Source organism: Roseateles sp. P1_C6, from assembly GCF_056406315.1.
Window position 1 is genome coordinate 272,084 of sequence record NZ_JBFUAK010000008.1, and the last position, 12,304, is coordinate 284,387.

General features: G+C 68.2%; 11 protein-coding genes and 1 tRNA gene. 6 read left to right on the forward strand and 6 right to left on the reverse strand.

The window, feature by feature from the left end:
• Positions 1 to 33: 33 nt before the first annotated feature.
• The 6 genes from pheS (at position 34) to AC1D29_RS19250 (ending at position 5,284) form a co-directional block, all read left to right on the forward strand.
• Positions 34 to 1,077, forward strand: coding sequence for a phenylalanine--tRNA ligase subunit alpha (pheS, locus tag AC1D29_RS19225; RefSeq protein ID WP_477900343.1), 1,044 nt, complete (start codon positions 34 to 36; stop codon positions 1,075 to 1,077).
• Between the two features lie 10 nt (positions 1,078 to 1,087).
• Entirely contained in the window at positions 1,088 to 3,517 is a 2,430-nt protein-coding gene (gene pheT, locus AC1D29_RS19230) for a phenylalanine--tRNA ligase subunit beta (RefSeq protein ID WP_477900345.1), read from the forward strand.
• A 21-nt stretch (positions 3,518 to 3,538) separates the two neighbouring features.
• Positions 3,539 to 3,907 carry an integration host factor subunit alpha gene (locus AC1D29_RS19235; protein ID WP_056877227.1) on the forward strand — a complete coding sequence of 123 codons (369 nt, stop codon included), beginning with the start codon at positions 3,539 to 3,541 and terminating at the stop codon, positions 3,905 to 3,907.
• A 35-nt stretch (positions 3,908 to 3,942) separates the two neighbouring features.
• On the forward strand, positions 3,943 to 4,470 hold the full coding sequence (locus AC1D29_RS19240; protein WP_477900348.1) for a MerR family transcriptional regulator: 528 nt from the start codon (positions 3,943 to 3,945) through the stop codon (positions 4,468 to 4,470).
• A gap of 58 nt (positions 4,471 to 4,528) precedes the next feature.
• Positions 4,529 to 4,605 (forward strand) — tRNA-Pro (locus tag AC1D29_RS19245).
• 421 nt (positions 4,606 to 5,026) lie between these two features.
• Positions 5,027 to 5,284 carry a hypothetical protein gene (locus AC1D29_RS19250; protein ID WP_477900350.1) on the forward strand — a complete coding sequence of 86 codons (258 nt, stop codon included), beginning with the start codon at positions 5,027 to 5,029 and terminating at the stop codon, positions 5,282 to 5,284.
• 64 nt (positions 5,285 to 5,348) lie between these two features.
• Here AC1D29_RS19250 and AC1D29_RS19255 read toward each other — a convergent pair whose 3' ends face one another.
• From AC1D29_RS19255 to AC1D29_RS19280, 6 genes are all read right to left on the reverse strand, one after another.
• Complete coding sequence (locus tag AC1D29_RS19255) at positions 5,349 to 7,649, reverse strand: DEAD/DEAH box helicase (RefSeq protein WP_477900352.1); 2,301 nt, start codon at positions 7,647 to 7,649, stop codon at positions 5,349 to 5,351.
• 40 nt (positions 7,650 to 7,689) lie between these two features.
• Positions 7,690 to 8,331: an RpiB/LacA/LacB family sugar-phosphate isomerase gene (locus tag AC1D29_RS19260; protein WP_457320329.1), complete on the reverse strand. Its 642-nt coding sequence runs from the start codon at positions 8,329 to 8,331 to the stop codon at positions 7,690 to 7,692.
• Between the two features lie 263 nt (positions 8,332 to 8,594).
• The gene (locus tag AC1D29_RS19265) at positions 8,595 to 9,032 is read right to left on the reverse strand and encodes a PaaI family thioesterase (RefSeq protein ID WP_477900355.1); all 438 of its coding nucleotides are present in this window, start codon (positions 9,030 to 9,032) and stop codon (positions 8,595 to 8,597) included.
• Positions 9,033 to 9,273: 241 nt separating this feature from the next.
• Positions 9,274 to 10,065: an SDR family oxidoreductase gene (locus AC1D29_RS19270; protein ID WP_477900357.1), complete on the reverse strand. Its 792-nt coding sequence runs from the start codon at positions 10,063 to 10,065 to the stop codon at positions 9,274 to 9,276.
• Between the two features lie 14 nt (positions 10,066 to 10,079).
• On the reverse strand, positions 10,080 to 11,876 hold the full coding sequence (locus AC1D29_RS19275) for an acyl-CoA dehydrogenase (RefSeq protein ID WP_477900530.1): 1,797 nt from the start codon (positions 11,874 to 11,876) through the stop codon (positions 10,080 to 10,082).
• On the reverse strand, positions 11,876 to 12,304 hold the full coding sequence (locus AC1D29_RS19280) for a PaaI family thioesterase (RefSeq protein WP_477900359.1): 429 nt from the start codon (positions 12,302 to 12,304) through the stop codon (positions 11,876 to 11,878). The genes AC1D29_RS19275 and AC1D29_RS19280 overlap by 1 nt, the downstream gene beginning before the upstream one ends.

Here is a 12,304-nt window from a genome sequence, read left to right on the forward strand (position 1 = left end):
CCAGGGTCGGCCCTTTTTCATTCCAAATTCCGAATGTCTGATCTCGACGCTTTGCTGGAGTCCGCCAAAGCCGACTTCGCCGCCGCTCCCACGCCCGCCGAACTGGAGAACGCCAAGGCCCGGTTCCTCGGCAAGTCCGGCCGCGTGACCGAACTGATGAAGGGCCTGGGCGCCCTCAGCATCGAGGAAAAGAAGACCCGCGGCGCCGAGATCAACCAGCTCAAGGTCGGCATCGAAGCCGCGCTGACCGCTCGCCGTGATGCACTGGCTGCCGCCGAGCTTGAGAAACAGCTCAAGGCCGAAGCGCTGGACGTCACCCTGCCCGGCCGCAACCGCGGCACCGGCGGCCTTCACCCGATCACCCGCGCGATGGAGCGCATCGAGGCGATCTTCGGCTCCATGGGCTTCGACGTGGCCGATGGCCCCGAGATCGAGACCGACTGGTACAGCTTCTCGGCACTGAACAACCCCGAGAACCACCCGGCCCGCTCCATGCAGGACACGTTCTACGTCGACATGAAGGACGAGAACGGGTCGTGGCTGAACCTGCGCCCGCACACCAGCCCCATGCAGATCCGCTACGCGCAGGCCCACGCCAAGCGCTACGCCGATCAGGAGACGATGCCTGAGATCCGCGTCATCGCACCGGGCCGCACCTACCGGGTCGACAGCGACGCCACCCACTCGCCGATGTTCCACCAGGTCGAAGGCCTGTGGGTGGGCGAGAACATCAGCTTCAAGGACCTGAAGGCGGTCTACCTGAACTTCATCACCGCCTTCTTCGAGACTGATCAGCTCCAGCTGCGCTTTCGCCCCAGCTACTTCCCCTTCACCGAGCCCAGCGCCGAGATCGACATCATGTTCGAGAGCGGCCCGCTGAAAGGCCGTTGGCTGGAGGTGTCGGGCTCCGGCCAGGTGCACCCGCAGGTGATCCGCAACATGGGCCTGGACCCGGAGCGCTACATCGGCTTCGCCTTCGGCTCAGGCATCGACCGCCTGGCGATGCTGCGCTACGGCGTCAACGACCTGCGCGCCTTCTTCGACGGCGACCTCCGCTTTCTCTCGCAGTTCAAGTAATCAGCACGTTATGCAATTCCCCGAGTCCTGGCTGCGCGAGTTCTGCAATCCGCCGCTGTCCACTGAAAAACTGGCCGAACTGCTGACCATGTCCGGCATGGAGGTCGAAGAGCTGCGCCCCGTGGCGCCGCCCTTCCACGGCATCGTCGTCGCCGAGATCCTCGAAGCCGAGCAGCATCCCAACGCCGACAAGCTACGCGTCTGCAAGGTCAACGCCGGTGGCGCAGAACCGCTGCAGATCGTCTGCGGCGCGCCCAATGCCCGCGTGGGCATCAAGGTGCCGCTGGCCACCGTCGGTGCCGAACTGCCCACGGATGACGCCGCCAAGCCCTTCAAGATCGGCGTCGGCAAGCTGCGCGGCGTCGACAGCTTCGGCATGCTGTGCTCGGCCCGCGAGCTCAAGCTCAGCGAAGACCACGGCGGCCTGCTGGAGCTGCCCGCCGACGCCGTCATCGGCGAAGACATCCGCAAGCACCTCAGCCTCGACGACACGCTTTTCACGCTGAAGCTGACGCCCAACCTGGGCCACGGCTTGAGCGTGTTCGGCATCGCCCGTGAAGTGGCTGCGCTGACCGGCTCGCCGCTGCTGAAGGCGGAGTTTCCGGCCGTCAAACCGACGACCGACGACAGGCTCCCCGTGCGCGTGGAAGCCCCCGACCTGTGCGGCCGTTTCTCAGGCCGCATCGTCAAGGGCATCGACACGAAGGCACAAACGCCTGCGTGGATGGTCCAGCGCCTGGAGCGCTGCGGCCAGCGCTCGGTCACCGCACTCGTCGACATCTCCAACTATGTGATGTTCGAGTACGGCCGCCCATCGCATATCTTCGACCTGGACAAGATCAGCGGCGAGCTGGTGGTGCGCTGGGGCAAGAGCGGCGAACAGCTGAAGCTGCTGAACGGCAACACCATCACCGTCGACGAGAAGGTCGGTGTCATCGCCGATGCGCGCGAGGTCGAGTCGCTTGCCGGCATCATGGGCGGCGACCACACCGCTGTGTCTGACGACACGCGCAACGTCTATGTCGAGGCGGCGTTCTGGTGGCCCGAGGCCGTCATGGGCCGCGGCCGTCGCTACAACTTCTCCACCGACGCCGGCCACCGCTTCGAGCGCGGCGTCGATGCGTCGCAGACCGTCGAGCACATCGAGCGCATCACGCAGCTCATCATCGACATCTGCGGCACGGCGGAGACGAAAGTCGGCCCGATGGACGACCAGTCGCCCAACGTGCCCGTGCGCCAGCCCGTGGCCTTGCGCGTCGCGCGTGCGGCCAAGGTCATCGGCATGCCGTTGACGCAAGCGCAGTGCGAAGGCGTGTTCACGCGTCTGGGGCTGCCGTTCACGGCCGCGGACGGCGTCATCACCGTCATGCCGCCGAGCTGGCGCTTCGACATCCTGATCGAGGAAGACCTCATCGAGGAAGTCATCCGCGTGCTGGGCTACCCCACGCTGCCGTCCACCGCGCCACTGGCACCCATCGTCGGCCGCACGGGCTCGGAAGCGCGCCAGTCCACGCATGCGCTGCGCCGCGCCGTGGCCGCACGCGACTACTTCGAGACGATCAATTTCAGCTTCGTCGAGGAGCGCTGGGAGCGCGAGCTGGCCGGCGTCACCGACCCGATCAAGCTGTTGAACCCCATCGCCGCGCCGCTGTCGGTGATGCGAACCAGCCTCATCGGCAGCCTCGTGCAGGTGCTGCGCCACAACCAGGCCCGCCGCGCCACGCGCGTGCGCGTGTTCGAGCTGGGTCGCGTGTTCAAGCGCGACGCAGGCGTGGCAAACGGCCCGCTGAGCGTGGCCGGCATCGCCCAGCCACTGCGCCTGGGCGGCCTGGCCTGGGGCCCAGCCGATCAGCAGCAATGGAGCCAGCGCGACCGCACCGTCGACTTCTTCGATGTGAAGGGCGACCTCGAAGCGCTGTTCGCGCCGCAGACACTGACCTTCGAAGCCGCCGAGCACCCGGCGCTGCACCCGGGCCGCAGCGCCCGCGTGACGCTGAGCGGCGCCGTCATTGGCGTCATCGGTGAACTGCACCCGCGCTGGCGCCAGGGCTACGAGATCACCGGCAGCGCGCCGGTCGTGTTCGAGCTGGACCTCGATGCCGCCCTGACCCGCACGCTGCCGCAAGGCCAGCCCCTGCCGCGCCAGCAGGTCGTGCAGCGCGACCTCGCCCTGGTCGTGAAAGACAGCACCAGCCACGATGCGCTGATGGCCGCGATCATCGCCGCAGGCGGCGCGCTGCTGCGTTCGGCCAAGCTGTTCGACGTCTTCAAACCGGCCGCAGGCAGCAGCACCGACCTGCAGGCCGATGAACGCAGCCTGGCCGTGCGACTGGAACTGCTCGACGACGAGGCCACGCTGACCGACGAGCGCATCGACGCGGCCGTGGCGGCCATCGTTGCAGCGGCCAGCAGCCAACTCGGTGCCCGCCTGCGCGGCTGACCCTCAGGAGGAGGAAAAACCATGGACGCGAACGACGTCAAGAAAGAGGCAGCGGCTGTCGTCATCGGCAGCCTGGAAACGCCCACGCTGACCAAGGCCGAGCTGGCCGAACTGCTGTTCGACAAGCTGGGGCTGAACAAGCGCGAGTCCAAGGACATGGTCGAGGCCTTCTTCGACATCCTGCACGACAGCCTCGTCAAGGGTCAGGACGTGAAGCTCTCGGGCTTCGGCAACTTCAACATCCGCCGCAAGGCGCCGCGCCCCGGGCGCAACCCGCGCACGGGCGAGTCCATCCCCATCAAGGCCCGCAACGTCGTGACTTTTCACGCCAGCCACAAACTCAAGGGGGTCGTGCAAGGGGATGCGCCTGCCGGGGAAGACTTCGAGTAGAGTCTCCCCTCCCCTCGCGAACTTGTTGATTTGCAATGGAAAAGGCGCTTCCGGCCATCCCCGCCAAACGCTACTTCACCATCGGTGAGGTCAGCGATCTTTGCGGCGTGAAGCCCTATGTGCTGCGCTACTGGGAGCAGGAGTTCACCCAACTCAAGCCCATGAAGCGGCGCGGCAACCGGCGCTACTACCAGCACCACGAGGTGCTGCTGATCCGCCGCATCCGTGACCTGCTCTACGACCAGGGTTTCACGATCAGCGGCGCGCGCAACCAGCTCAGCGAAGGCCTGCCGCCGGCTGCGGCACAGAACTTCCGTGACGAAGCCGAGGCCGCCCAGGCGCTCGACGTCATGGACGGGCTGGACGACGAGGACGACCTTGATGCGCCTGCCGAGCTGCCTCATCTGCCCGCGGCGCGCCACGCGCCGTCGCACGTCCACGCCCAACCGCTGAAGGCTGCCGAGGCGTCGTTGACGCTGCCGGTGCTTTCGGTCGACCCGCTCACGTCGCTGGAGCAGGTGCGCGCCGAATTGCTGGCGATCAGAGCCACCCTTCTCAACTGAAATAGACCCGTCATCCGGGCGGAAGGCCAAATTCCTCGGTTATACTGATTGGCTCAGTCGGGGCGTAGCGCAGCCTGGTAGCGCACTTGCATGGGGTGCAAGGGGTCGCGAGTTCGAATCCCGCCGTCCCGACCAAATAACAAGAAGAGAATCAACGGCTTAGCAGCTTCGGCAGCTAGGCCGTTTTCCTTTGTGCGCTCGGATTTCTCCCAGCGACACCTAGGGGACAGCGGCCATTTGCTGGGCCTGCTTCGTCCGGCCAGTTACCGGCCGCAGGACGGAAAGCGAAGCGTCGTTTCACGGCGCGCGCGCGGATCGACGCGGCCTCCAATCCGCTCGCCGCCCGGTGCTGCGCCGGCGTTGCAGTGACCTATCTCCGTTGTCGCCCACAACGGAGAAGGCGCCCCGTCAGCGCAGCAGCGATCGAGACGCCGGTCGGTGCCGTGCAATTGCAGTTCATCCGCTCCCGCTGGCGATCCATCGCCCGGCGCTCGCGGCAGCCGGGGCGGCTGAAGACACTGCAATCACTGACACAGCACACCCACCGGAGCCCGCCATGAACACCGCCGCCCAGACCTTCGTCGTTGCCATCGTTTCCGTTGCCGCCGCCGCTGCGATCGGCGTGGGCCTGGCCAACCGCACGGCAGCGCCGGCCGCCGAGGTCGTGAAGCTGGAGCGGGTCGTCGTCGTCGGCAAGCGCATGGACACGACCGTGGTGGCCAAGCTGCCGCGCGTCGTCATCGAGCAGCGCCGCGCAGCGACGGCGGCAGACATGAAGATGGCCGCCGCCCTGCCCGCCGTGCCGCTGGTCTGAAGCACTGACCCCGGGGACACGTCACGCCAGGCCTGGCATCGCGAGATGCCAGGCTTTTGCTTTTTCAGGGCTCACCCGCCGGCGCCTCGTCGCCGTCCAGCGGCGCCAGCAGCAGGTTCAGCTCCGTCGCGCTGAACTTGCTCAGGGCGCCGCCATCGTCGCGGCCCAGCAGCCCGTCGGCCAGCGCCTTCTTGCGCGCCTGCAGCTCCAGCATGCGCTCCTCGATGCTGCCCTGGGCGACCAGCTGGTAGACGAACACCGGCTGGTCCTGGCCGATGCGGTGGGCGCGCGCGCTGGCCTGGCTTTGCACCGCCGGGTTCCACCAGGGGTCGACATGGATGACCGTGTCGGCGGCCGTCAGGTTCAGGCCGACGCCGCCGGCCTTCAGGCTGGCCAGCAGGATGGGCACCTCGCGGGCTTGGAAGCGCCGCACGATGTCGCCGCGCTGGGCGGCCGGCGTCTGGCCGGTCAGCCGCAGGTGCGCCAGGCCCAGCTCGTCCAGCGACGCGGCGATCAAGTCCAGCATTTCGGTGAACTGCGAGAACACCAGCATACGCCGGCCCTGGGCAGCGAAGTCCGGCAGGTGCTCACGCAGCCATTCGAGCTTGGCGCGCTCGATGTTCGGCGCCATCTCCACGCCCTTGACCAGCCGCGGGTCGCAGCAGACCTGGCGCAGCTTCAGCATCGCGTCCAGCACGCTGATGAGATTGGTCGCGTTGAAACCGTCGCGGGCCAGGATGCGGCGGACCATGTGGTCGGCCGCCACGCGCACGCTCTCGTAGAGCTGCTTCTGCTGCCCGACCAGCGTGACGCGTTTGACCAGCTCCGTCAGCGGCGGCAGCTCGGTGGCCACCTCGGTTTTCATGCGGCGCAGGATGAAGGGCCGCACGCGGGCCGCCAGCAGACGTGCGCGGGCACCTTCGCCGTTGACTTCGATGGGCTTGCGCCAGTGCCGCGCGAAGTTGCGCGAGTCACCGAGAAAGCCCGGCATCAGCAGGTCGAACAGGGCCCACAGCTCGCCCAGGTGGTTCTCCAGCGGCGTGCCGGTCAGCGCCAGCAGGTGGCGTGCGTCCAGCCGGCGCAGCGCCCGCGCAGCGCGCGCCCGGGCGTTCTTGACCGACTGCGCCTCGTCCAGGATCAACAGGTGAAAGGGCTGGGCGGACAGCACGCGCAGGTCGCGCCAGACCAGTGAATAGGTGCTGAGCACCATGTCCGCGTCGGCCAGGCTGGCGGCCGTGCGGTCGGCGCCGTGCCACAGCGCCACCTTCAGCCCGGGCGCAATGCGTGCGGCCTCCTGCTGCCAGTTGAAGAGCAAGGAGGTCGGCACGACAACGAGCGCCGGCCGGTCCAACCGCCCGGCCAGCTTCTCGGTCCAGATGTGGGCCAGCGCCTGGGCTGTCTTGCCCAGGCCCATGTCGTCGGCCAGGATGCCGGCGAGGTTCTGCTCGCGCAGGTATTGCAGCCAGGCCAGGCCGTGCAGTTGGTAGGGCCGCAGCGGCAGGCCCAGTCCGGGCGGCTGCGTCAGCGCGGTGGGCGCGCCGGCCGCCAGCAGTCGCTGGCCGAGCGCCTTCAGGCCCGCGTCGCCATGGATCTGCCAGCGGCCCTGCGCCTCGTCTTCGACACAGCGGATGCGCGCCGCGTCCCAGTCGTTCAGCCGGAGCGGCTGGCCCTTGTCCAGCTCGGCCGGCTTCAGCAGGTCCAGCAGCGCCAGCATGATGGCCTTCAGCGGTGCCGCCTGCGCATGGAAGCGCCGGCCCCCAGGCGCGCGCAGCTTGATGATGGCGTCGTCCTCGATGGCGGCGATGGCGACGGCGTCCACCCAGCGCTTGTCGCGGCGCAGCAGGTTGGCCATCAGCGGCGCCAGGTCGATGCGCTGGCCGTCCACCTCCATGCCCAGGCTGACCAGCCAGGCGCCTTGGCGCCGCGCCAGCCCCAGGCCTTGCACGCGCCGGCTGGGGCGCGGGGCATCGGCAACGGTGGTGTCTTCCGTCAGCCCCAGTTGCCAGCCGCTGACGGCCTGGCTGTGGTGGGCAAAGCCCGCATGCGTGTCGACGCTCCAGCCCTGGGCCAGCAGCTCCGGCACTTGCTCGGCATGGAAGTCACCGAAGAATTCTTCCTGCACCAGCGTCCACAGCGACCTGCCCAGCGACAGCGGGTCGCCGCGCCATTGCAGCAGGCTGGGGTCCAGCGGAACCAGGCCCAGTTTCAGCAGCGTCGGCTGGGCCTGCGCGTCCGCCGACGCCAGCATCGCCACCGTCACCTGCTCGCCGCGCGGGCCGAGGGCGCCGCGGGGCCGCAGGCCCAGCAGGCCGTCGCCGCGCGTCAGCGTGCGCAGCGTGAGGTGGGGAGGGAGCGACGAGGACATCGCGACAGTCTCGCAGCCTGCGAGACCGTCGCAGTCGACGTCAGCTCTTCAGCACGCCCTTGATGTGGGCGGCGATGGCGTCGTCCTGGCAGTTCGTGAAGAACAGTTCCTGGAACTTCTCGCCCGACACGGCAGCCTTCAGCAGGTCCTGGTCGACCGCCTTCAGCGTGGTCAGCATGTCCTTGCACGACGCGGCCTTCAGGTCCTTCAGGATGCCGCGGTTCTTGGCCATGATGGCGGCGCGCTCCTTGGGGTAGCCGGCGCCGCGCTCGTTCTCCAGCAGCTTGCGGTAGCAGTCCTGCAGGTTCAGCTCGGCCGCCCAGCCGAAGCCCTTGGCGTAGGGCATGGACATGCAGTTGCCGTCGTTGATCTGGCCGAACAGGAAGGCGTCGGTCGGGTCGATGACCAGGCCGCAGAACACGCCGGGCATGCTGTTGCAGGCCAGCATGGAGCCCATGCCGGTGCCGCAGCCGGTGACGACGAAGTCGGCGGCCTTGGAGTTCAGCAGGATGCCGGCGAGCAGGCCGTTCATGACGTAGGTCAGCGAGGCCTTGTCCTCGGGCGTGTACATGCCGTAGTGGTGGACGCTGTGGCCCAGCGGCTCGGCGACGGTCTTGAGCGCGTTGTGGACGATCTCGGACTTGGCGGCCTGGCTGTTCTCGATGATGAGGGCGATCTTCATGGCGGTGGCTTTCGGTAGCGGAATGAGGGCTGAGGCGGCACAGGCCACCTCGGTGCATGGGCCGCTGCGGCTCAGGCCAGAGGGGCCTTGAGCGCGGGCCGTCATGCCAGGCGTCATCCCCGAAAGGGCGGGACTGCATGGTCCCGCTTGAGCGACCTGGCCAACCGCGCACCTGGGTCGAGGTGCTGGCGCAGCCGCGATTGTGCCCGTTATTGGAACGGCGTTTCAGTAAAACCGCTCAATCCCGAGAGCGATGCGGGGATTCAGTCACCTTCGCCACCGAGCGGCTTGAGCTGGCGACCGGCGGGCAAGGCGCGCAGGTACTTGAACGTGCCGGTCGCGTGTGCGCACAGCTTGTCATCAGCGCCGAACACCGAGCCCTCGCAGAAGGCCATGGTCGTCGAGCGGTGCAGCAGCTTGCCCACCGCCCGCAGCGCCCCCTCCCCCGGGCGCATGAAGCTGGTCTTCATCTCCACGGTGACGACACCAGGCCCGAGGTCGGGGAGGTGCCGGTTCACGCTGCGGGCGGCATGGGCCATGGCCACGTCCAGCAGCGTCATCACGACGCCGCCATGCGCCACGCGCCAGGAGTTCAGGTGCTGCTCGCTGATCGTCAGCCGCAGCTCGGCCTCGCCGTCACCCACCGATTGCAGCTCAAAGCCCAGTTGCTGGACGAAGGGGATGTGGACCGGGAACTCCATGGCAGCCTAGAAACGGTAGTTGGGCGCGGCCGAAGGGGCTGCGCTGGGGCGCGCTGACAAGGCGCGACGACGCTGCGGGCTCGTGCCCGCGAGAAGGAGCAACGCCGTCAACGTGCGCCAGCGCAGGCCAGACGGGCGTGCAGCGTTACCACCTTCATGATGAACGCGGCCGTGGATCCAATCCCGGGATGAAGCAAGAACTTGCATGCGCTGGGTAGCGGTCAACTGCCGTTTCTAGGCTCTAGCCGCCGTGGATGGCGGACACGCCACCGTCCACCGCCAGGATCTGGCCGGTGATGTGCTTGCCGGCACGGGACGCGAACAGCAGCGCCGCGCCCTTCAGGTCGTCGTCGTCGCCGATGCGGTTCAGCGGGGCGTGCGAAGCCATCTTCTCCTCGCCGACGGCCGCGAGCAGGCCCTTGGTCATCTTGCTCGGGAAGAAGCCCGGCGCCAGTGCGTTGACGGTGATGCCGTAGGCGCCCCACTCGCCGGCCAGCGCGCGCGTGAAGTTCACGGCGGCGCCCTTGCTGGTGTTGTAGGCGATGGTCTTCATGACGGCCGAGTTGCCGGACAGGCCGGCGATGGACGCGACGTTGATGATGCGGCCCGACCTGCGCGGGATCATGCTGGCCTTGGCCACCGCCTGCGCGAACACGAACAGGCTGCGGATGTTCAGGTCCATGACCTTGTCCCAGGCCTCGATGGGATGCTCTTCGGCCGGCGCGCCCCAGCTGGCGCCGGCGTTGTTGACGAGGATGTCGATCTGGCCCAGGCGCTCCATCGTCTCGTCGACGACGCGCTGCGCGTCCTCGGGCTTGGACGCGTCGGCCGCAACCCAGCGCGTGTCGATGCCGCGCGCCTGCAGGTGGGCCGCCGCTTCTTCTAGGTCGGCGGCCTTGCGCGAGGTCAGCATGATCTTGGCGCCCGCGTCACCCAGCGCCTCAGCGATCTGCAGGCCCAGGCCGCGCGAGCCGCCGGTGACCAGGGCCACCTGGCCGCTCAGGTCGAAGAGGTCTTGGACTTTGGTGCTCATGTCATGTCTCCGGTTCAGAAATATTCGGGTTTCATCTCGCGGCACAGCGGCTCGCGGCGGGCGACGACGTCCAGCCAGGCGCCAATCTTGGGCAGCTCGTAGGCGAAGAAGTAGCGGGCCGCCGCGCGCTTGCCGTGGGCGAAGTCGCTGTCGCCCTGCACGCTCAGCACGACGTCCAGCCACAGCCAGGCCAGCACGGTGTGGCCGAAGGCCTGCATGTAGGGCGTGGCATTGGCCAGCGCCTCCTCGGGCTCGCCGGTGCTCCAGGCCTTCTTGGTCGCGCCGCCGACCTGGGCCAGCGCGGCGGCGAGCTGGTTGGCCTGCGGTGCCCAGTCGGTCTGGATGGCGCGCTCGATCGTGGCCTGCACGCGCTTGGCCAGCGCGGCAAGCGACGCCCCGCCCTGCTGCACGACCTTGCGGCCCAGCAGGTCCAGCGCCTGGATGCCGTGCGTGCCCTCGTGGATCATGTTCAGGCGCTGGTCGCGCCACAGCTGCTCGACGGGGAAGTCCCGTGTGTAGCCATACCCGCCCAGCACCTGGATGGCCAGCGAGTTTGACTCCAGGCACCACTCGCTGGGCCAGCTCTTGGCGATGGGGATAAGCACGTCCAGCAAGGCTTGCGCCTCGGCCTTGGCGTCGCCGGTGTTCAGCTCGTCGACGAGGCGGGCGCAGTACAGCTCCAGCGCCAGGCCGCCCTCGACATAGCTCTTCTGCGCCAGCAGCATGCGGCGCACGTCGGCGTGTTCGATGATGGGCCGCTGCGGGCTGGCCGAGTCCTTGCCGGCCGTCGTCATCGGCCGGCCCTGCGGGCGCTGCTTGGCGTATTCGAGGCTGGCCTCGTAGCCGGCATAGCCCAGCATGACGGCACCCAGGCCCACGCCAATGCGCATCTCGTTCATCATGAAGAACATGCAGCGCAGGCCCTCACCAGGCTTGCCGACGAGGTAGCCCACGGCGCCCGGGCGATCACCTGGCGTCCAGCGGCCCTCGCCAAAGTTCAACAGGCAGTTGGTCGTGCCGCGGTGGCCCAGCTTGTGGTTGAGTCCGGCCAGCGCGATGTCGTTGCGTTCGCCGGTCAACTGGCCGTCGGTGCCCACCATCTGCTTGGGCACGATGAACAGCGAGATGCCCTTGGTGCCCGGAATGAGCTTGCCGTCCGGGCCGGGGATCTTGGCCAGCACCAAATGGACGATGTTCTCGCGCAGCTCATGCTCGCCGCCGGAGATCCACATCTTGTTGCCGCGCAACCGGTAGCGGGCGCCCAGCGGGTCGTCGGGGTTCTCGAGCTCCGCGCGTGTGACCACGTCGGACAGCGACGAACCGGCCTGCGGCTCGGACAGGCACATGGTGCCGAACCATTGGCCGGCGAGCAGCGTCTTCGCGAACACCTCGCGCTGGCGCTCGCTGCCATGTTCCATCAGCAGGTTGGCATTGCAGGTCGTCAGCACGGCGTACGACCCGGCATGCACATTGGCCGCGCTGACGAAGGCATTGGCGGCCGTCTCGACCAGGCAGGGCAGCTGCATGCCGCCCAGCTCGTAGTCATGGGTCGCGGCCATCATGCCGCTGTCGACGAGGGCGTTGACCGCCTCCAGCGTTGCCGCGGGCAGGTGCACGCGCTCGCCATCGAAGCGCGGCTCCTCGGTGTCCATCAGCCGGTAGCTGGGTGCGAACTTCTCGCGGGCGATGCGCTCGCAGGTGTCCAGCACGGCGCTGAAGGTCTCGCGCGAATGGTCGGCAAAGCGCTCGCGCGCCGTCAGGTCGCCGGCATGCAGCCAGTCGAACAACAGGAATTCCAGGGTGTCGCGCATCACGGCTGTTCCGCCTTGGTCACGGCCATGGTGCCGCTGGCCTTGGCCACGAGCCTGCGCTCGCCGCCCGTCGCCACCGCATACACCTCGGCCTCGGTGAAAGAGACTTGTCGGCCGGGCTTCACCACCCAGGCCTCGCATGCGAGCCGCTCGCCGCTGGCGCCGCGCAGCAGGCTGGTCTTGAATTCGGCAGTCAGCACCCAGTGGCCCTCTGGGGCCATGGTCTGCGCCGCCGCCCCCATCGAGTGGTCCGCCAGCGCCGCGATGACGCCGGCATGCACGACGCCGGTGTGCTGGCGGTGACGCGGCGCAATGACCAGTTCGGTCGTCACGCGGCCGGCCTCGACGGCGGTGGGCTCTACGCCCAGGTCGACCATGAAGGGCGCCGAACGGAAGAAGCCGCGCAGCGTGTCGAGGTCGACCTGCAT